At 69.8% G+C, this 19,643-nt stretch carries 20 protein-coding genes, 1 tRNA gene and 1 pseudogene; 12 read left to right on the top strand and 10 right to left on the bottom strand.

The window, feature by feature from the left end; translation table 11 throughout:
- The first annotated feature begins 514 nt into the window (after positions 1-514).
- From UW392_RS12310 to UW392_RS12320, 3 genes are all read left to right on the top strand, one after another.
- Positions 515-2,809: a (Fe-S)-binding protein gene (locus UW392_RS12310; RefSeq protein ID WP_320774970.1), complete on the top strand. Its 2,295-nt coding sequence runs from the start codon at positions 515-517 to the stop codon at positions 2,807-2,809.
- Positions 2,810-2,986: 177 nt separating this feature from the next.
- Complete coding sequence (locus tag UW392_RS12315) at positions 2,987-4,300, top strand: VCBS repeat-containing protein (protein ID WP_320775002.1); 1,314 nt, start codon at positions 2,987-2,989, stop codon at positions 4,298-4,300.
- Positions 4,301-4,365: 65 nt separating this feature from the next.
- Positions 4,366-4,800, top strand: coding sequence for a VOC family protein (locus UW392_RS12320; RefSeq protein ID WP_320774971.1), 435 nt, complete (start codon positions 4,366-4,368; stop codon positions 4,798-4,800).
- A 56-nt stretch (positions 4,801-4,856) separates the two neighbouring features.
- Here the strand turns inward: UW392_RS12320 and UW392_RS12325 are convergent, their stop codons facing one another.
- Positions 4,857-5,465 carry a TetR/AcrR family transcriptional regulator gene (locus tag UW392_RS12325; protein ID WP_320774972.1) on the bottom strand — a complete coding sequence of 203 codons (609 nt, stop codon included), beginning with the start codon at positions 5,463-5,465 and terminating at the stop codon, positions 4,857-4,859.
- A 109-nt stretch (positions 5,466-5,574) separates the two neighbouring features.
- On the opposite strand from UW392_RS12325, the gene UW392_RS12330 reads away from it, so the two are divergent.
- The gene (locus UW392_RS12330; RefSeq protein WP_320774973.1) at positions 5,575-6,327 is read left to right on the top strand and encodes an SDR family NAD(P)-dependent oxidoreductase; all 753 of its coding nucleotides are present in this window, start codon (positions 5,575-5,577) and stop codon (positions 6,325-6,327) included.
- A gap of 12 nt (positions 6,328-6,339) precedes the next feature.
- Here UW392_RS12330 and UW392_RS12335 read toward each other — a convergent pair whose 3' ends face one another.
- The gene (locus UW392_RS12335) at positions 6,340-6,525 is read right to left on the bottom strand and encodes a DUF397 domain-containing protein (protein WP_320774974.1); all 186 of its coding nucleotides are present in this window, start codon (positions 6,523-6,525) and stop codon (positions 6,340-6,342) included.
- A gap of 11 nt (positions 6,526-6,536) precedes the next feature.
- The gene (locus UW392_RS12340) at positions 6,537-7,379 is read right to left on the bottom strand and encodes a helix-turn-helix transcriptional regulator (RefSeq protein WP_320774975.1); all 843 of its coding nucleotides are present in this window, start codon (positions 7,377-7,379) and stop codon (positions 6,537-6,539) included.
- Between the two features lie 186 nt (positions 7,380-7,565).
- On the opposite strand from UW392_RS12340, the gene UW392_RS12345 reads away from it, so the two are divergent.
- From UW392_RS12345 to UW392_RS12365, 5 genes are all read left to right on the top strand, one after another.
- On the top strand, positions 7,566-7,958 hold the full coding sequence (locus UW392_RS12345; protein WP_320774976.1) for an ATP-binding protein: 393 nt from the start codon (positions 7,566-7,568) through the stop codon (positions 7,956-7,958).
- 144 nt (positions 7,959-8,102) lie between these two features.
- Positions 8,103-9,548 (top strand): FG-GAP-like repeat-containing protein, encoded by a 1,446-nt coding sequence (locus UW392_RS12350; protein WP_320774977.1) that lies wholly within the window; start codon positions 8,103-8,105, stop codon positions 9,546-9,548.
- Entirely contained in the window at positions 9,545-10,666 is a 1,122-nt protein-coding gene (locus tag UW392_RS12355) for an FG-GAP-like repeat-containing protein (RefSeq protein ID WP_320774978.1), read from the top strand. Before UW392_RS12350 ends, UW392_RS12355 begins: the two co-directional genes overlap by 4 nt.
- On the top strand, positions 10,611-11,066 hold the full coding sequence (locus tag UW392_RS12360) for an FG-GAP repeat protein (protein ID WP_320774979.1): 456 nt from the start codon (positions 10,611-10,613) through the stop codon (positions 11,064-11,066). Before UW392_RS12355 ends, UW392_RS12360 begins: the two co-directional genes overlap by 56 nt.
- A gap of 117 nt (positions 11,067-11,183) precedes the next feature.
- A complete protein-coding gene (locus tag UW392_RS12365) occupies positions 11,184-12,278 on the top strand; it encodes a Yip1 family protein (RefSeq protein ID WP_320774980.1) in 1,095 nt (364 codons plus the stop codon).
- 105 nt (positions 12,279-12,383) lie between these two features.
- On the opposite strand, the gene UW392_RS12370 is transcribed toward UW392_RS12365, so the two are convergent.
- The 3 genes from UW392_RS12370 to UW392_RS12380 form a co-directional block, all read right to left on the bottom strand.
- Positions 12,384-12,881, bottom strand: a complete 498-nt coding sequence (locus UW392_RS12370; RefSeq protein ID WP_320774981.1) for a phosphoribosyltransferase — start codon at positions 12,879-12,881, stop codon at positions 12,384-12,386.
- A gap of 8 nt (positions 12,882-12,889) precedes the next feature.
- The gene (dcd, locus tag UW392_RS12375) at positions 12,890-13,465 is read right to left on the bottom strand and encodes a dCTP deaminase (RefSeq protein ID WP_320774982.1); all 576 of its coding nucleotides are present in this window, start codon (positions 13,463-13,465) and stop codon (positions 12,890-12,892) included.
- A 135-nt stretch (positions 13,466-13,600) separates the two neighbouring features.
- Positions 13,601-13,783: a hypothetical protein gene (locus UW392_RS12380; protein WP_320774983.1), complete on the bottom strand. Its 183-nt coding sequence runs from the start codon at positions 13,781-13,783 to the stop codon at positions 13,601-13,603.
- 319 nt (positions 13,784-14,102) lie between these two features.
- On the opposite strand from UW392_RS12380, the gene UW392_RS12385 reads away from it, so the two are divergent.
- Positions 14,103-14,176: transfer RNA gene (locus tag UW392_RS12385), tRNA-Gly, on the top strand.
- A 196-nt stretch (positions 14,177-14,372) separates the two neighbouring features.
- Here UW392_RS12385 and UW392_RS12390 read toward each other — a convergent pair.
- Entirely contained in the window at positions 14,373-14,723 is a 351-nt protein-coding gene (locus UW392_RS12390; protein ID WP_320774984.1) for a helix-turn-helix transcriptional regulator, read from the bottom strand.
- Between the two features lie 9 nt (positions 14,724-14,732).
- Positions 14,733-15,095, bottom strand: a complete 363-nt coding sequence (locus tag UW392_RS12395) for a type II toxin-antitoxin system RelE/ParE family toxin (protein WP_320774985.1) — start codon at positions 15,093-15,095, stop codon at positions 14,733-14,735.
- 1,013 nt (positions 15,096-16,108) lie between these two features.
- On the opposite strand from UW392_RS12395, the gene UW392_RS12400 reads away from it, so the two are divergent.
- Both UW392_RS12400 and UW392_RS12405 read left to right on the top strand, forming a co-directional pair.
- Positions 16,109-16,324 (top strand): type II toxin-antitoxin system VapB family antitoxin, encoded by a 216-nt coding sequence (locus UW392_RS12400; RefSeq protein ID WP_320774986.1) that lies wholly within the window; start codon positions 16,109-16,111, stop codon positions 16,322-16,324.
- Positions 16,321-16,740: pseudogene (locus tag UW392_RS12405) on the top strand (PIN domain nuclease); the annotation flags it as partial. The gene UW392_RS12400 and the pseudogene UW392_RS12405, both read left to right, overlap by 4 nt.
- Before the next feature lie 480 nt (positions 16,741-17,220).
- Here the strand turns inward: UW392_RS12405 and UW392_RS12410 are convergent.
- Entirely contained in the window at positions 17,221-17,892 is a 672-nt protein-coding gene (locus tag UW392_RS12410; RefSeq protein WP_320775003.1) for a fasciclin domain-containing protein, read from the bottom strand.
- Positions 17,893-17,969: 77 nt separating this feature from the next.
- The gene (locus UW392_RS12415; RefSeq protein WP_320774987.1) at positions 17,970-19,571 is read right to left on the bottom strand and encodes a molybdopterin-dependent oxidoreductase; all 1,602 of its coding nucleotides are present in this window, start codon (positions 19,569-19,571) and stop codon (positions 17,970-17,972) included.
- Between the last annotated feature and the right edge of the window lie 72 nt (positions 19,572-19,643).

Below are 19,643 nucleotides of genomic sequence, written 5' to 3' on the forward strand. Positions count from 1 at the left end.
CCGGCCCCGGCCACCAGGGCGGTCGCGGCGACCAGGGCGACGCCCCCGGTCAGCGGCACCCCGCGGGCCCGCCGCCGTTCGACCAGGCCGAGACGGAGCGCGGGCACCCGCACGGCCGCCGCGAGGGCGGAGGCGAGGAGCAGGGCGGAGGCGGCGGTGAGGATTCCGTACAGCACATGCTGAGGCTATGCCCGTTTGAACCAATATTCGGTGAATAACACGATCTGTCCCCCAGAGGGCCCTGCGGACACCTGGAGGGCCGTGACCGAGGAGGCGGCTCGAGCGCGGACAATGGTGCGGTGACGTGCACGGCCACGCCGCACCCCGGGACCGCGACGGCGGCCCCTCAGGCAACCCTCAGCGATCCAGATCACTGCACGCCTGACTACAGTGCGGCGCCGGTTGTGGGTAGTCTCAGAGGACTGCATAAGTTACCGCTTAGTAATCACCGGTCGGGGTAGGCGGGGAGCCCCGTCAGACCCCACAGAACCCTCGCAGGCCCGAGGAGCCCTCCATGCAACTCGCCGCGATCATCGTGTCGCTGGTCCTGACCGTGGTCGGCGTGGCGCTGCTCGCGCGCGCCGTCGGCCAGTTCGTCCGGTACTTCAAGCTGGGCCAGCCCGTACCCGCAGGCACCCGGACGGACAACCCGTACCAGCGCAGCGTGACGCTGGTGAAGGAGTTCCTCGGCCACACCCGGATGAACCGCTGGGGCATCGTGGGCATCGCCCACTGGTTCGTGGCCGTCGGCTTCCTGACGCTGCCGCCCACCCTCGCACAGGCGTACGGCCAGCTCTTCCAGGCCGACTGGGTGCTGCCGGTGATCGGCGGGTTCCTGCCGTTCGAGATGTACATCGAGTTCATCGGCGTGATGACGGTCCTCGGCATCCTCGTGCTGATGGCGATCCGCCTGCTGAACCTGCCCTCGCGCCCCGGCCGCAAGTCCCGCTTCGCGGGCTCCACGGCCTGGCAGGCGTACTTCGTCGAGTACGTCATCCTCACCATCGGCCTGGCGATCTACGTACTGCGCGGCCTGGAGGGCGCCCTCCACCACGTGGACGGCTACGAGGCCGCCTACTTCGCCTCGTACCCGCTGGTCGCCGCCTTCGACGGCCTGTCCACCGGCACCCTGCAGAACCTGGTGTACTTCGTCGCCATGATCAAGATCAGCGTCTCGCTGATCTGGATGATCACGGTCTCGCTCAACACGAGCATGGGTGTCGCCTGGCACCGCTTCCTGGCCTTCCCCAACATCTGGTTCAAGCGGAACGCCACCGGGGAGACAGCCCTCGGCGCCCTCCAGCCGATGACGTCCGGCGGCAAGCCGATCGACTTCACCGACCCGGGCGACGACGACGTCTTCGGCGTCTCGCAGGTCGAGCAGTTCAGCTGGAAGGGTCTCCTCGACTTCTCCACCTGCACCGAGTGCGGCCGCTGCCAGTCGCAGTGCCCCGCCTGGAACACCGGCAAGCCGCTCTCCCCCAAGCTCCTGATCATGTCCCTGCGCGACCACGCGCACGCCAAGGCCCCGTACCTGCTGGCCGGCGGCGGCAAGACGATGGAGGGCGCGGAGAAGGCGTCCGAGGAGCAGCTCAAGGACGTCCCCGCCGCGGCCCTCGCCGAGGCCGAGCGGCCGCTGATCGGCACGCTGGAGGAGAACGGCGTCATCGACCCGGACGTCCTGTGGTCCTGCACCACCTGCGGCGCCTGTGTCGAGCAGTGCCCGGTGGACATCGAGCACGTCGACCACATCGTCGACATGCGCCGCTACCAGGTCATGATCGAGTCGGCCTTCCCCTCCGAGGCGGGCACGATGCTCAAGAACCTGGAGAAGAAGGGCAACCCCTGGGGCCTGGCCAAGAAGCAGCGCCTGGAGTGGACGAAGGAGGTCGACTTCGAGGTGCCGGTGGTCGGCCGTGACATCGAGGACCTCACCGAGGTCGAGTACCTGTACTGGGTCGGCTGCGCGGGCGCCCTGGAGGACCGCGCCAAGAAGACCACCAAGGCCTTCGCCGAGCTGCTCCACATGGCGGGCGTGAAGTTCGCGATCATGGGCGGCGACGAGAAGTGCACCGGTGACTCCGCCCGGCGCCTCGGCAACGAGCCGCTGTTCCAGGAGCTCGGTATGGAGAACGTCATGTCACTGAACATGGCGTTCGGCGAGGAGACGGACGACGACGGCAAGGTGACCGAGGAGTCCCGGAAGCCGAAGTCCGCCAAGAAGATCGTCGCCACCTGCCCGCACTGCCTCAACACCCTCGGCAACGAGTACCCGCAGCTCGGCGGCGACTACGAGGTCATCCACCACACCCAGCTGCTCCAGCACCTGATCGACGAGGGCAAGCTGATCCCGGTGACCCCGGTCGAGGGTCTGATCACCTACCACGACCCGTGCTACCTGGGCCGTCACAACAACATCTACACGCCTCCGCGCGAGATCATCGGCAAGGTCCCGGGCCTGCGCAACGAGGAGATGCACCGCCACAAGGAGCGCGGCTTCTGCTGCGGCGCGGGCGGCGCGCGGATGTGGATGGAGGAGCGGATCGGCAAGCGCATCAACAACGAGCGGGTGGATGAGGCGCTGTCGCTCAACCCCGACATCGTGTCGACCGCCTGCCCGTTCTGCCTCGTCATGCTGACCGACTCGGTCAACGGCAAGAAGAACGATGGCAAGGCCAAGGAGTCCATCCAGGTCGTGGATGTCGCCCAGCTGCTGCTGGAGTCGGTGAAGACGCCGGTGACGGACGACGAGCCCCCGGCGGGCGCGGCCGAGACGGAGGACGCGCCGGAGCCGCAGCCGGTGAAGTAGCCGCCGGTACCCGGTACATGAAAGCGCCGCCTTCCCGTACGCACGGGGAGGCGGCGTTTTCGTACGCCAGTACCCACCCGCCCCTTACCGGCCGCTCTGGACATGTGCATGATGTGCCAGTCGTTGCCGATGCGGACGAGGTGAACAGTGCGCGGACGAAGTACGGGTAAGGCGGGCATACGCGTGACGGCGGGCATACGCGTGACGGCGGCCCTGGCTGTCGGCGTCCTCGGGCTCACCGCATGCGGTTCCACCGAGCGGACCTCCGCGACGGCGAAGAAGCCGGAGCCCGTGACCAGGGCGACGAAGGGGCACCCGCGCGTGCCCGTCCCCCGCGGCAGGGGCGGCAGCGACACACCCGACGACTTCAACGGGGACGGCCACCGCGACCTCGTCCTGAACGACCTGGTCAAGGCGGAGAGCCACGCGGACGACGCCGGTATCGGCATCGTGTACGGCACGGACGACGGCCTCGACCCGGGCGCCCGGCAGCTCCTCGCCCCCGCGAGGCAGGCGGCGCCCACGGACGGCGTGCTGCCCGCCGTGTTCGAGGCCGAGGAGAGCTGTGACCTGGACGGGGACGGCTTCACCGACCTCGTCGTCTCCACCGACCCGCCGTACGACGGCCAGGGACAGCCCCCCGTCCCGCTCCAGGTCCTCTTCGGCTCCCCCACGGGCCTGACCGGCAAGGCGGTGAAGCTGGACGTCCCCGCCCGGGCCCGCGCCGGCAACGACTGGCCGGACCAGCCGGTGTGCGGCGACTTCGACGGCGACGGCGCGCACGACCTGGTCCTGCACGCCTCGGACAGCCGGCTGACGTACCTGCGCGGCCCCTTCGGCCGCGAGGGCGCCCCGGCCGCGGCCACCGGCCCCCTCGACGCCCCCGGCAGCGTCCCGACCGGCCCGGCCGTCGACGTGAACGGCGACGGCTACGACGACCTGCTCGTCCGCGAGGACGGCGCCGCCTCCCCGTCGAGCGTCGTGTACGGCGGCCCGTCCGGCCCCACCCGCACGGGCTTCGCCCTGCCCGCGGGCGTGGCCGTGGCCTTCGGCGCCTTCGGCGGCGAGAAGGACGTACTGGACGCGGCGGTCGGCTCGCGGGACGGTACGGCGCTGCGGTACGACCTCACCGGCCCCACGGCCACCACGCAGGCCGAACTGGATGTGCCCGGCACCCTGCTGGACGCGGGCGACCTCGACGGCGACGGTTACGACGAGCTGGTCACCGGCGGTACGGAGCTGCGCGTCCACCGGGGCGGCGCGAAGGGTCTCACCGCGTCCGGTGCCGTCACGGTGACCCCGCCGGCCGAGGGCACCACCCGCGTCCTGGCGGTCGGCGACTTCACCGGGGACGGTCTGGCGGACCTGGCGGTACGGACGTACCGGGGGGAGACGCGAGACACGGTGGCGGTGTACGCGGGCCGGCGGCAGGGGGTCGTGGGCACCGCGCCGGTGGTGACCTTCTCGACGGCGGAGTTCCTGAGCACCTGAGCAGAACCCGTTGACCTGAGCAAAACCCCTTGAGACGGCGGAGGACGCCGCCCTACGATCGCCCGATGGCGTCGATCAGGCAGGTCCAGGTCACCTTCGACTGCGCGGAACCGGAGCGCGTCGCCCGTTTCTGGTGCGAGGTGCTCGGGTACGTCGTCCCGCCGCCCCCGGAGGGGTTCGCCGACTGGGACGCGTACGACCGCTCGCTGCCGCCCGAGCGTCAGGGTTCGGCGTTCGCCTGCGTCGACCCCTCGGGCGCCGGCCCGCGGCTGTTCTTCCAGCGCGTTCCCGAGGGCAAGGTCGTCAAGAACCGGGTCCACCTCGACGTGCGGGTCGGCACCGGGCTCGTGGGTGAGGAGCGCGTGGCCGTCCTGGAGGCGGAGTGCGCACGGCTGGTCGCGCTCGGCGGGGTCTTCGTGGAGCTGCTGCGCGCCGACGGTTTCGACGAGTCGTGCCTGGTGATGCAGGACGTCGAGGGCAACGAGTTCTGCCTCGACTGAGAGTGCCGACTGAGAGTTCGTGCCGACTGAGAGTTCGAGTCGTACGGCGGGGGCCGTCAGGCGACCGGCCAGTTCCGCAGGGCCATGGCGGCCACCTGCAGGAGGTCGTCGCGGGTGGCGCCGCCGACGGCCTGGACGGAGATGCCGTTCGCCACGGTCATGAGGTAGCGCGCGAGCACACCCGGATCGGTCTCCGCGGGCAGATCGCCCTCGTCGACAGCCCGCCGGAACCGTTCGCGCAGGCGGGAGGTGCCCCCGTTGCGCCAGTCGGCGAGGGTGTCACGGACGGCGCCCGCGGAGTCGCCCGCGGCGAGTGAGCCCTGCACCCCGAGGCACCCGGTGGGGCAGCCGGGGCGGGTGCTGGTACAGACCGAGCCTTCGAGGAACGCGACGGCCACCTCCCGGGCGGTCGGCTCCCGCAGGGCCCGGGCCACGTACGCGGCGGGGCCCTCCTCATAACGCTGCAGGGCCTTGCGGAACAGCTCCTCCTTGTTGCCGAAGGCCGCGTACATGCTGGTGCGCGTGATGCCCATCGCACCGGTCAGGTCGGTGAGGCTGGCGCCCTCGTACCCCTTCTCCCAGAAGACCCGCATGGCCCGTTCGAGGGCCTCGTCGGCGTCGAAGCCCCTCGGCCGGCCGATCGGTGCCTTCTGCTGCGTTCCCATGCGCCCCATCGTACTTTGCACACCCGCACTTCCGTACCGATCGGTGCGGAACCATGCTACGGTCTCGTTCCGTACCGATCGATACAGAACTAGGCCGTGGAGGCACCCCATGGGACAGCTCGACAACAAGACCGCCGTCGTCACCGGCGGCGGCACCGGGATCGGCCTGGCCAGCGCCGTGCGACTCGCGGAGGACGGTGCGCACGTGTTCATCACCGGCCGGCGCAGGGCGGAGCTGGACGCCGCCGTCGAGGCGATCGGCGGCCCCGAGCGGGCCACCGCGGTGGCGGGGGACATCTCGAACCCGGCGGACCTCGACCGGCTGTACGAAGCGGTCCGCGCCCGGGGTCAGGGCCTGGACGTGGTCTTCGCGAACGCGGCGACCGCCTCGCTGGTGCCGCTGGAGCAGATCACCGAGAAGGACTTCGACCACGTCTTCGACGTCAACGTACGCGGCACCCTGTTGACCGTGCAGAAGGCGCTGCCGCTGCTCAACGACGGCGCCTCGGTGATCCTGAACGCCTCGACCGCCGCCGACAACGGCACGGAGGCGTTCGGTCTTTACGCGGCATCCAAGGCCGCCGTACGGTCCTTCGCGCGGACCTGGGCCAACGAGCTCAAGGACCGCGGCGTCCGGGTCAACGCGGTCTCACCCGGCCCGGTCGACACTCCCGGCATCACCGACCTCTTCGGCGAGGAGAACGCGGCCGACGTCCGGACCAAGCTCGCCACGGACACGGCGCTGGGCCGCATGGGACGCCCCGAGGAGGCCGCCGCGGTCGTGGCGTTCCTCGCCTCCGACCAGAGCAGCTTCATGCTCGGCGCCAATGTCTTCGTCGACGGCGGCGAGAACCAGATCTGAGCCGCCGGCCGACTACATGTCCCGGCGCAGGTGACGTATGAGGGCGGCGAGCCCGGTCGTGGTGGTGGTCACCACGGTGCCGGGCTCGTCGCTTTCGCGGAGGCACAAAGCCTCAGGGACGGCCGCGACCTCAACGCAGTCGGAGGAGTCGCCTCCGCCGGAGAACGAGGACTTCTGCCAGGTGGCATCCACGGTCATGGCGAGACCCCTCACATCTGCCGCGCGAACTGGTGAACGAAGTCCCTCGACTCTACGACTCCCAGCGCGACGCCTTCCACCATGCGAAGCACCTCCCGGTACCGGTGCAACTGCGCCTCCGCGTGCAAGAACTCCCCTCCGTGCGGCGAATCCATCAGCACCGTGTCCAACTGAGGAACCGGACCACGCGCATACACCAACGGTGTATCGATCCCGGCGAACCCGTCGACGTCGAACGGCACCACCCTTACGGTGACGCCGGGGCGTTCGGACTGCTCCAGGATGTGCACCAACTGATCCCGGGCCACTTCGGCGTCGGCGGCCCTGATCCGCAGAGCGGCTTCGTGCACGACTGCCGTGTACCCGACCTCTCCCAGGATGTCCTGACGCCGCTGACGGAAGCGAACCCGCACGTCGACCTCCTCGGGCGACAGCGCGGGCACCGTCGCGGTGAAGATCGCACGCATCTGCTTCTCGGCCTGCAGCAGAGCCGGGATGTGGACGCTCTGGAACGTCCTCAGCTCCACTGCGTGATACTCCAGTTCAGCCAGGTCCAGGTACCCGACGGGCACCAGCTCCCTGAACCGCTCCCACCACCCACGTACGCGCTCACCAGCCATGGCGGTCAGCGCATCGACGAGCCCGGCGTCGTCAACCGCGTACTCCCCCGCCAGATGCCGCACCCGCTCGGCACTCACCCCGACCCGCCCCGTCTCCGTGGCGGAGAGCTTGCTCTCGGCGATCCCCAGCGCGCGTGCCGCCTCCCGGCCGCTGAGCCCCGCCCGCTCACGGAGCTTGCGCAGCTCAACACCGAGTCGTTCCTGGCGTGCCGTGATGATGCTCCGTGCTGGCATGTACCCGATTCCCTCGGAGAGTTGAGGGCCCGAGTATCCCAGTCCGGCTTGACCGGGTACAACTAAACCCCATACCGTCAGTGACACGACGACCACTCAGTGAAGCGAAAGTGCATCGAGCCGTCATGTCCTGCGGCACGACAGAGCCACCGCTCCCCTCCTCGCCCCACCCCATCAGGAGCCGTCATGCCCTGGGAGTACACCCTCTACATCCCCCACGGCCCACGCGCCGTCGGAATCTGCCGCCGCACCCTCCGCGACATCCTCACCACCCACCACCTCCCCGCCCTCATCGAACCCGCGGAGCTCCTCGCCTCCGAGCTGCTCGGCAACGCCATCCGCCACACCGACGGCCCCGCCGCCCTCAAGCTCAGACAGTCCGGCCCCTCCTTCCGCCTCGGCGCCTGGGACACGGACCCCACTCCCCCGGCACCCTCCACCCCCCAGGGCGAATCCGGTCGCGGCCTGCACCTGGTCCGCGCCTGCTCGGACGACTGGGGCTGGTTCCAGGTCAACCCGAACGCCAGTGGCGGTCGCGGTGGCAAGTACGTCTGGTGCGAACTCGACGCGGCGCGATAACGCCGGGGGACGTCCAGGCGAACGCCGAGGATACGCCGGGCAAACTTCGAACTCCCGTACAACTCGGCCCGGTTGTCGTGAGTCTCCCGTGAGCCGATCGGCTCACCCGGAGCACGACAACCGACGAAGGAACCAGTCACCACCATGCGCAAGCGCACCACCAGCGCCCTCGCCGCGCTCCTCGCAGCGGGCATCACTTCCCTGGCCCTCACATCCCCCGCCACCGCCGCGCCCGCCGGGCTCTCCGACGACTTCAACGGTGACGGTTACCGCGACGTCGCCATCGGCGCCATGTGCACCACCGTCGGCTCCGCCGACTGCGCCGGTGCCGTCGTCGTGCTGTACGGCTCCGCGTCCGGCCTGAAGACGTCCTCCAAAACCGTGATCAACCAGAACTCCACCGGCGTACCGGGCACCTCCAGATCCGGCAACTTGTTCGGCGCCTCCCTCGCCGCCGGCGACCTGAACGACGACGGCTACGCCGACCTGGTCGTCGGTGCCCCCGGCGAGTCCGTGGGCAGCCTGGACAGCGTCGGCACGGCCACCATCCTGTGGGGGCGCAGCCACGGCCTGTCCGGTGGTTCCGTGCTGCCGGCCCCCGACCGGCTCTCCGAGTTCGGCGAGTTCTCCAAGAGCATCGCGATCGGCGACTTCGACGGCAACGGCACCACGGACGTGAACATCGTCGGCCGGTACGACAACCGCATATACAACGGCCCCTTCCCCCGCAACGGCATCCCGGCACGCCATTACGACATCTCCCCCGTGACCTCCTCGGATGCGGTCACCGCCGGCGACCTGAACGGCGACGGCACAGCCGAGCGCGTCTTCCACCACCTCGTGGACGGCGACCCCGGCGGCACCGTGGAGTACCTCAGCTGGACCGGCATACCGAACACGGACTCGGAGCACGCGGAATCGTTGTACAAGCGCGTGAAGATGCCGGACGCCGACGGTCTCACGAGCGCGATCGGTGACATCAACGGCGACGGCTACGGCGACCTCGTCCTCGGCGACCCCGTGGACCCGAGCGCCCACAAGCCCGTCGGCGCCAAGGGCGGCCAGATCACCGTCTGGTACGGCGGCCCGGACGGCCCCGACCTCGACCAGCAGCCGACCGTCATCCACCGGAACACCACGAGCGTGCCCGGCGTGGCCAAGGTCGACGACGGCTTCGGCACGTCCCTGACCACGGGTGACATCAACAACGACGGTTACGCCGACATCGCGGTCGGCGCCCCCGGCGCGGACGTCGGCGCGGCGAAGGACGCGGGCGCCGTGACGGTCTTCCTCGGCTCGCCCACCGGGCCGCAGGTCAGGGGCTCCAAGCTCTACACGCAGGACACCACCGGCATCCCCGGTACCGCCGAGACCGGTGACAACTTCGGCTCCGCGGTCCGGCTGGCCGACGTGACCGGCGACGGCAGGGCCGACCTCGTCATCGGCGCCGGTGGCGAGGACGGCACCGGAGGCGTCTGGTCGATGCGCGGCACCGCCACCGGCCTGGCCACCACGGGATCCACGGGCTTCACCGCGGCCGACCTCTCGGTGAAGAACACCTATTACGTCGGCCAGAACCTCAACCAGTGACCTACGACCAGTCCGAGTCCGAGTCCGTACGCCGGTCCACTCCGCGCGCCCGCCCCTCCCACGAGGCACCCACACCCATGCGCAACCGCACCCTCACCACCACCGCCGCCCTCGTCGTGGCGTCACTCGTCCCGCTCGCCCTGTCGGCACCCGTCGCCCAGGCGGCCGCCGAGCCCGCCGTCCCGTACGACTTCAACGGCGACGGCCTGATCGACCTGGCCGTCGGCGCGCCGGGCGCCACGGTCGCCGGCCAGGCCGGGGCGGGCGCCGTGTCCGTCGTCCACGGCGGGTCCACCGGCCTGAAGAGCGCGCAGCACAAGCTGATCACGGAGAACTCGAACGCGATACCGGGCACCGCCGAGGCGGGCGACGCCTTCGGCTCCGCCCTGGCCTCCGCCGACCTGAACCGCGACGGCTACGCCGACCTGGTGGTCGGCGTGCCCGGGGAGGACACCGACTACGGCGACACCGACGGCGGCACGGTCCTCGTCGTCTGGGGCTCGGCCTCGGGCCTGTCGGGCGGACGCATCATCACCGAGGAACACCGGGCCGATTCCGACCGCGACGGGCAGTCGGTCGCCACGGGTGACTTCAACGACGACGGCCACGCCGACGTGGCGGTCGGCTCCACCGGCTTCATCGAGGGCCTGGTCATCAACGGGCCCTTCACCAAGACCGGCGAGCTCGTCGGGTACTACGGGAGCGGCCTCAACTTCTCCGACACGTACGGCGTCGGCCACCTCTCCGCCGGAGATGTCACCGGAACCGGCCACGACAACCTCGTCGTACACGGGCGGACGGACGACGGCCGCGCGATCAGCAGACTGCACGACACGCGGCTCGGCAACTTCTCCTTCTGGTCCCAGTACCTGCCGCCCGGCTACACCTCCGCCGTCGGCGACATCGACGGCGACGGGCACGGCGACATCGTGATCGGCAACCACCGTGAGGTGTCCGGCGACCCGGAGGGCGCGAAGGGCGGCAAGATCACGGTCGTCTACGGCGGCCCCGGGCCGGGACACCACCCGCGAGCCGGTCGTCATCACCCAGGACACCGCCGGCGTGCCCAGCGCCGCCGAGACCGGCGACGCCTTCGGCTCCAGCGTCTCGCTCGGTGACGTCAACGGTGACGGCTACGCCGACCTGGCCGTCGGCGTCCCCGGCGAGTCGACCGACCACGCCACGACGACCGGTGCGGTCACCCTCCTGTACGGGTCGGCCTCCGGCCTGACCACCAAGGGCGCCAAGAACTGGACGCAGAACTCTCCGGGCGTCCCCGACACCGAGGGCAGGCGCGACCGCTTCGGCGGCCGCGTCTCGCTCACCGACCACACCGGCGACGGCCTCGCCGACCTGACCGTCTCCGCACCGGGCAAGAACAACGGCGCCGGAGCGGTCTGGTTCCTGCGCTCCACCACGAGCGGCCCCTCGACGACCGGCGCCACGGCCTTCGGCCCGGCCACCACGGGCGTCAGCACCGCGGGCACACCGGGTTACGGCACCGTCCTGAACGGCTGACCCGACGGCTGACCCGACGGCTGACCCGAACGGCCGAGCACCGGCCGAGCGTCAGGGGGCGTCCCGCGAGGGGCGCCCCCGCACGGGCCCTGAGGGTCCCTGAGAGCCCCTTAGGGGATGTCACAGCTCGGCCGCAAAGCCGTCCCCGCGCCCCTGGGCCCGACCCACCGCCCGCCCACAGCAGGTACGTTCGACGACGTGGCTGGATTCAGGATCGGACGCGGCCGGAACAACGGCGCTCCTCAGACGCGACCGCAAAACCCTCCGTACGGACAGCAGCACGCCCAGAACCCGCAGGGCGGCCCGTCGTACGGCTACCCCCAGGCGCCGCAGCGCCCGCAGTACGGCGGTCAGCCGTACGGGGGCGGTCAGCCGTACGGTGGCCGCGGCGGGCACAGCGGCGGCGGTGGTCAGGGCACTGACCAGTCCGGCTGGCCCCAGGCGCAGGGCGGCAACCACGGCCAGCCGGAGTACTTCGGCGACGGCGGCCACGGGCACCAGGGCGGAGGACCGGGCGGCCCTGTTCCCGGTCCCGGCCGCCCGGGCCCCGGACCCGGCCCCGACCCGTACGCGGCGAACAACGCGGGGCACACCCAGGCGTTCTCGGTGGACGACCCGTACCACCAGGGCGACACCTACCGCGCCGGCCACGCCCCGTCCGCTGCGGGCGGACCGCGCCTGCACTGGAAGGAGCTGCTGAAGGGCATCGTCACCAGCCCGAACCACACCTTCCTCGTCATGCGCGACTACGCGGTGTGGGCCCCGGCCCTCATCGTCACCTTCCTCTACGGCCTGCTCGCCGTCCTCGGCTTCGACCAGGCCCGCGAGGACGCGATCAACGCCACGCTGAACAACGCGGTCCCGATCTTCCTGACGACGGCCGTCGCCATGGTGATCAGCTTCTTCATCCTGGGCGTGGTCACCCACACCCTGGCCCGCCAGCTCGGCGGCGACGGAGCCTGGCAGCCCACGGCCGGCCTCTCCATGCTGATCATGTGCATCACGGACGCGCCCCGTCTGGTCGTCGCCATGTTCCTGGGCGGCGACGCGCCCTTCGTCCAGATCCTCGGCTGGGTGACCTGGGTGGCGGCGGGCGCGCTGCTCACCCTGATGGTCTCCAAGTCCCACGACCTCCCGTGGCCGAAGGCGCTGGGCGCGTCGGCGATCCAACTGATCGCGATCCTGTCGCTGATCAAGCTGGGTACCTTCTGACGCGCGTCGCGAGGTGACGAAGAGGGGCCCCGTTCGGTGACATACCGAACGGGGCCCCTCTTCTCAGTAACTGGGACTCAGTGATCGGGACTCAGTAACTGAGACTTACGCGTCGCGTACCTGCCCGGCCCGCTTCACGACGGGTTCCTGGACGGACCACGGAAAATTGATCCAGTCATCGGTCCGCTTCCACACGTACTCGCACTTCACCAGCGAGTGGGACTTCTCATAGATCACGGCGGACCGCACCTCGGCGACCGTGCCGAGGCAGAAGTCGTGGACGAGCTTCAGCGTCTTGCCGGTGTCGGCCACGTCGTCCGCGATCAGGACCTTCTTGTCGGAGAAGTCGATCAGGTTGGGCACGGGCGCGAGCATGACGGGCATCTCCAGGGTCGTCCCCACGCCCGTGTAGAACTCCACGTTCACCAGGTTGATGTTCTTGCAGTCCAGCGCGTACGCCAGCCCGCCGGCGACGAAGACGCCGCCGCGGGCGATGGAGAGCACGATGTCCGGCTCGTACCCGTCGTCGGCGACGGTCTGGGCGAGCTCGCGCACCGCGACGCCGAACTGCTCGTAGGTCAGGTTCTCTCGTACGTTGCTCACGCCGCTGCTCACACCTGGGTTCTGTGGAAGTTGAGGAAGGACCGGGAGGCGGTGGGCCCGCGCTGGCCCTGGTAGCGCGACCCGTACCGTTCACTGCCGTACGGGGACTCGGCCGGCGAGGAGAGCCGGAACATGCAGAGCTGCCCGATCTTCATGCCCGGCCAGAGCTTGATCGGCAGGGTCGCGAGGTTCGACAGTTCCAGGGTGACGTGCCCGGAGAACCCGGGGTCGATGAACCCCGCGGTGGAGTGCGTGACGAGCCCGAGCCGCCCGAGCGAGCTCTTCCCCTCCAGCCGGCTGGCGAGGTCGTCCGGCAGGGAGATGACCTCGTACGTACTGGCCAGCACGAACTCACCGGGGTGCAGGATGAACGGCTCGTCCCCCTCCGGCTCGACGAGCCGGGTCAGATCCGTCTGCTCGACGGACGGATCGATGTGGGGGTACCGGTGGTTCTCGAACACCCGGAAGTACCGGTCGAGACGCACGTCGATGCTCGACGGCTGCACCATGGATTCGTCGTACGGATCGATCCGCACCCGACCGGCGTCGATCTCGGCCCGGATGTCCTTGTCTGAGAGAAGCACGCCCCGAGGATACGCAAGACGCGCGGACCGCCCACAACCGGACGACCCGCGCGCCTACCGACCCCTCGCACAGCCGGTCACTGCCCTCGATCCGCTACAGCTGCCGAACCGCTACAACTGTCGATCCGCTACCCGTTACCCGACCCGCTGCTGCTCGCCGAGCACCATCGGCGCCGGCACCGGCACGACACTGCGCAGCCGGGCGCACCGCGGACAGCGCATCAGCCGTCCGGGACCGAGCCGCTCGGCCCGCTGCATCGGGAACGAAGCGGTGCTGAACATGTGCCCATCGGCACAACGGACGACGGTGTGTTCCATCAAGTCCTAGAGTCCCTTCCCCAAGAGCCGCGTCTGAACAGTCGACCTGTCGACCCCTCGACCTGACGACGAAAGCCCACATTAGGGGATGAAAGGGGCGGCCCTCCAGGCGGCACCCCGCTCCTCCGGAACCGTGTTCCCCACGCCCCTCCGGCCACACCCGGAACCTGTTCCCCACCACCACCGTACGCCCCAACTCCCGCACCCCGCAGCCGGATCCAGCCCCTGAAACGCGCGGAAGCCCCACGGCCCGAGCACCGGGAGCCCAACATGAGGTAGAGTGACGGCGCGTCCTGCACCGGTACGACCGGCGTCGCGCGCGGGTGTAGTTTAATGGTAGAACATCAGCTTCCCAAGCTGAGAGCGCGAGTTCGATTCTCGTCACCCGCTCCAATGGGGAACCCAGGTCAGCGGCCTGAAGGTATGTTTTTCGTCGCTTCTCTTCGGCGCTTTTCGTACCGTGCGCATCCGAAGACTGGGCACGTGGAGGGCGTGGGCGCTTGGTTGAGACAGCAGGAGCAAGCCTGCCGTTCTCCGAGAAACGCTGCCGGACGGTTCGTCGCATCGCCGCACGAAGCCTTCGGGGCGACTACGCCGCCGCACTGCCCTGATCACTACTTGCCGGCATGCGCAGCGTGTGATCGCCGAAGTCGGCTACCAAGTCCAACCTTCCGCCGAGCGCTTCGACGTAACGTGCGATGACGTCGAGGGTGGCGACCTCACCGTGCTCGATCTGGGACACGCGAGCGATGCTCACGCCCATCCGGGCGGCCACGTCCCTCTGCGCCAGCCCGGACTGCTTGCGCGCCTCAGCGAGTTGATACCCACGGACTTCCGCCAGCAGACGACGCGAACCAGCTTCTACCTCAGCGGGCTTCACACCGGCCGAGTACAGCTCCTGCTCCAGGGTCTCCCAGTCCTGCGGGGTCTTCTCGGGCATGCTTGCTCCTCAGTTCTCCGTGCCATCGGTGTAGTCGCGGTAGAGCTGTTCAGCCCGAGGGATGCTGTCGCGGTACCAGCGCTCCCAGTTCCCTGCCTTGTCGTCCCCGAGGAGTAACAGGGCTGAACGGGTCGGATCAAAGGCGAAGATGATCCGGATCTCGGACCGGCCGCCTGACCCCGGCCTCAGCTCCTTGAGATGGTGCAGTTCCGAACCCTTCAGCCGGTCCACGAGGGGACGCCCCAGGGTGGGGCCCGCGTCACGTAGGGCGGCAACGGCCTGGGCGATCTGGGAGGCGGAACCGAGATCCTCCTTGATCAGCCGCCTGAACCACTCCGCGTACTCATCGGTGACCTTGATCGCCCAGCTCAAGACGGACTCCCCTCGACACCAGCGTCACGAGTTTAAGGTTTTCCTTAAACAGCGGCAAGCCGACCGTACCGGCGTCGGCCCGCCAACAGGGCTCTCATGAACCACCACGCCGGGTCGGAGGTCCTGATTTCCTCACCACGCTCAGAAGCTCACGCCACGCGTGTACAACGGCACCCACGTCCATCAGGAGGGCTCGTACCTGATGGAGCACCACGCGGATCATCAACAGCCCCACGACAGTGCCGCATCCCGCGGTGATCCACTCCATCGGGCTGCCTCCTCACCTCGGGCAGCAGGGTCCTCACATTGAGGAGTGAGGTCTTTACCTGGAGAGGCAAATCTTTCGTTCTTGGAGTCTCGGCATCTCGCCGCGCTCGCCACCTTGCGCACCAGGCTGCCCGTCGTGGAGATCGAAGTCTGCTGCGTAAAAGCAGCATTCTGTGATCTTCCGAAGCAGGGCAGGGGATCGGCATCCATGTGCAGTCGCGCTCCATCGAGAAACCCCAGGTCAGTGGCCTGGTGTTTATTCGTTGTCCGGAGCGGGTCGGGTGTCGCTCTTCAGCGGCCTCGGGTGGGCCCGGCCCGGCCCGCCATCAGCCGGAGCCAGTGGGCCGGTTCGTGTCGGCCGATGCAGACGGTTGGTTCCGGTGATCGCCCGTCGCGGTCCCAGTTCTGGAGCGTCGTAACTGCTCCCACCGCGGCGAAGCACAGTCCGGCTGCCGCACCGAATGCGCCTCCCGCATAAAGGATCAAGTCAGCGATGCCAGTGCCGGTCGCGTACTTCAAAGCGGCGACGCACACGGCGAGCGAGCACCCTGCGCCCGCCGCGCCGCATGACGCACAAGGAGCGAACTCAAGAGAAAGAGCCAGGATTGTCCATGTTTCTCCGGGCTCTCGCCCTCGTCGGGCCAACACGGCCTGCCACTTCAGGATGCACGTGGGTTAACACTCGGAGTGGGTTGAGGCGGCGTATGTAATTGATGCGTCACGATATGTCTCAGGAGGTGTTATCGATGACCCGCACCGTGATCGACCTTGATGACCAGCTGGTCGCGGATGTGGCCAAGGCCCTCGGCACCAGTACCAAGAAGGAGACGGTGAACACCGCCCTGCGCGAGGTGCTGGAGAACCGGCGGCGCGCCCTGGCGCTCACCCGCCTGCGGGCGGCGGCCGAAGGGGGCGCCTTCGATCTCGACCTCTTCGAGGACAAGGCAAATTACCGCCGGTGAACGCCGCGCAGTTTCTGATCGACACCAGCGCGCTCGCCCGCCTGCTGCGCGGCGACGCCGAGCAGTACGGATGGGACCGGGCCGTGGCTGCCGGACTCATCGCCACGTGCCCCATCACCGAGCTGGAGTTCTTCTGCAGCGCGCGCTCCGCCGCCGACCGCGCACAAGGCTTCGAGGACATGCGCCTGCTCTTCGGGTGGGTACCGGTCGACGACCGCGCCTATGACCGCGCCTGGCAGGTCCAAGAGCTGCTCACCCAGCGCGGACAGCGCCGCAGCGCCGGACCTGTCGACCTCGTGGTGGCCGCCACGGCGGAGTTGCAGGGGCTGACCCTCCTCCACCGTGACCGGGACTTCGAGTGCATCGCCGGCGTCACCGGCCAGGCACTCCAGTGGTACGGCCCAGAACCCGGCAAGTGTGCCAGGACCGAGCGCCGACCGCTCCGGGAAGCACGGCGGTCGGCCCCTGACAGGATGTGCTTCGCGGAAGAGATCGCCCGCCGGAGCGGTGCGGTGGTCCCGCTCAACCGCGATGACAGCGCTCTTCCGAAACCGCATGAACAGCAGTACTCCGTACCCTCAGCCCGTCTTCCGACGGCATCGCCGCCCTCAGTCACACCGTCGCCGAGCACCGTCGCCGAGCACCGTCTGCCCCAGCCGCGGCAAGAACGGTGCGCAACCGATCGCGCCACCCCGCTGTGACTGATCGTCATTGTTCCAGGTGCGAGTGAGGCACCGTCGGCCGTGGACCGTTCGGGGACGCCGGCAGGACGCTCCTCCACCTCGCGGCCTCGTTCGCAAGTTCGTTTCTCGGCAGCCGCTCCATGGAGAAGGCCCGGTAGGGCTTCCGCGGGTCCGGCAGGCCGGTGGCCCGCCGGACCCGCGAGGCCCACGCCGTCAGCTCTCGGGCATCAGGACGCTGTCGATGATGTAGACGGTGGCGTTCGCGGTCCTGACGTTGCCGCAGACCACCTTGGCGGAGTCGTTGACGGTGTACTCCTCGCCCGAGCCGGACGTCCTGAGCTTCGACTTCTCCAGGGTGTCGTACGAGCCGTCGTCCAGGTCGGCGGGGGCCAGCTTCTGCCCCACGACGTGGTAGGTCAGGATCTTGGTGAGCTGGGCCTTGTCGTTGAGGACCTTGTCCAGGTCGGCCTTCGGGATCTTGGCGAAAGCGTCGTTGGTCGGCGCGAACACGGTGATGTTCTCGGCGTTGTTGAGGGTGTCGACCAGGCCGGCCTTCTGCACGGCGGTGACCAGGGTGGACAGGGCCGGGTTGTTGGAGGCGGCGGTGGCGACCGGGTCCTGGGCCATGCCGTCGAAGGAGCCCGCGCCGTCCTGCGGCACGGAGGAGCAGGCGGGTCCGAACGGCCCGCTCATGGCGGAGTCGGCGGAGTCACCGCTGCCGGAGCCGGCCGCGGTGTCGCCGGACTCCGCGGCGGGGGCCGACGCCGTGTTGCCGGAGTCCGACGTGGCCGGGTCTGCGCCATTGTCGGAACACGCGCTGAGCGCGAGCGGGAGGACGGCCGCCGCGGCAGCGGTCAGGGCGATTCGGCGGATACGGGTCTGCATCATGTGTCTCCTGTTAGACAAGTGGACGAGCGCGGCGGTTGCCGCCTGAAGGGGGAAGGTGTTCTGAGGGGCGCGGGTCACTCGACGGTCACCGCGACGGAGTGCCACCCGTCGGCGCCGTCGGGGACGGTCCGCGTGCGTTTTTCGGTCTGTGTCCCGCCGGTGCGGTCCGTGGCGCGCACGGTGAGGAGGTGGCCGCCCTTGGTGGCCTGCCACGCGTAGGACCACTGGCGCCAGGTGTCGCGGCTGTCCTCGGCGGCGAGGGTCGCCTCCTGCCAGGGGCCGTCGTCGATCCGGATCTCGACCTTGTCGATACCGCGCTGCTGGGCCCAGGCGACGCCGGCCACCATGACGGTGCCCGCCTTCGGCCGGGCGAAGGGCTTGGGGGTGTCGATCCTGGACTGTGTCTTGACCGGTGCCTCGCGGGCCCAGTCGCGCTCGACCCAGTAGGCGTCGTAGGCGTCGAAGGTGGTCAGTTCGAGGCTCTCGATCCACTTGCAGGCGGAGACGTACCCGTACAGGCCGGGGACGACCATCCGGACGGGAAAGCCGTGGTCGAAGGGGAGGGGCTCGCCGTTCATGCCGACGGCGAGCAGGGCGTCGCGGCCGTCCATGACGTCCTCGACGGGAGTGCCGATGGTCATGCCGTCCACGGAGCGGGCGACGAGCTGGTCGGCAGGGCCGCCCCGGGAGGGCGGCACGACACCGCAGTCGGCCAGCAGGTCGGCCAGGCGTACGCCGATCCAGCGGGCGTTGCCCACGTAGGGGCCGCCGACCTCGTTGGAGACGCAGGTGAGCGTGATGTCCCGTTCGATCAGCTCCCGCCGCAGCAGGTCGGCGAAGGACAGGACGCGGGGGCCGCGCACGCCCGGGCCGTGGATGCGCAGCCGCCAGGCCGTGGCATCCACCTTGGGCACCACCAGCGCGGTGTCCACCCGGTAGAAGTCCTTGTTCGGGGTGAGGAACGGGCTGACGCCCGGGACGCGGGCCTGTGCACCTCTGGGTACGGCCGGGGCGGGTGAGTCCGCGGGCGGCAGATCCAGGTCGTCGCGCGAGGCGATCGCGTCCCGGCCGCCGGCACCGTTCAGGACCCGGCCGAGCGTGCCGGCTGCCGCCGAGGCCGCGGCGGCCGCGGTCGCCGCCCGCACGAATCCGCGCCGGTCCCAGCCCCGTCCCGGCCCCTCCGGCGACCCTGCCGACGCGCGGTGCGGCGCCGGCAGCCGCCCGGCGAGGAAGTACAGGAGTACGGACCCGGCGACCGCTCCCAGGACGGAGGGCAGGGCGTCGGTGACGCCCGGGGAGTCGGGTCGGCCGGTGGCCGCCACGGCGCCGACCGCGCCGAAGAGCAGGACCCCTGCGGCACCGGCCCGCCGGTGCCGCAGGGCGAGCACGCCGAGAGCCAGGGCGAACAGCGCCAGCACGACGAGGATGCCGAGCTGGAGGGCGAGCTTGTCGTTCGTGCCGAAGGTGCGGATCGCCCAGTCCTTCACCGCGCCCGGCGTACGGTCGACGGCCGCGCCGCCGACCGCGATCACCGGGCCGGCCTCGGGACGGACCGCCACCGCGGCCAGTTCGGCGACCGCGAGCGCCGCGCACCCGGCCGGCAGACCGCTCAGCGCGCCGAGGCCGAGCCGTGCCGCCCGCCCCGGCTTCCGCGTCTCCTGTCCTTTGTCCCTCACGTGGGTAATCCGGCCCCCGACGACCACCGGATTGGCCCGCGATCCCGCTACTTCGATATTTTTCGGGATCGG

It is taken from the genome of Streptomyces sp. CRN 30, from assembly GCF_034105845.1.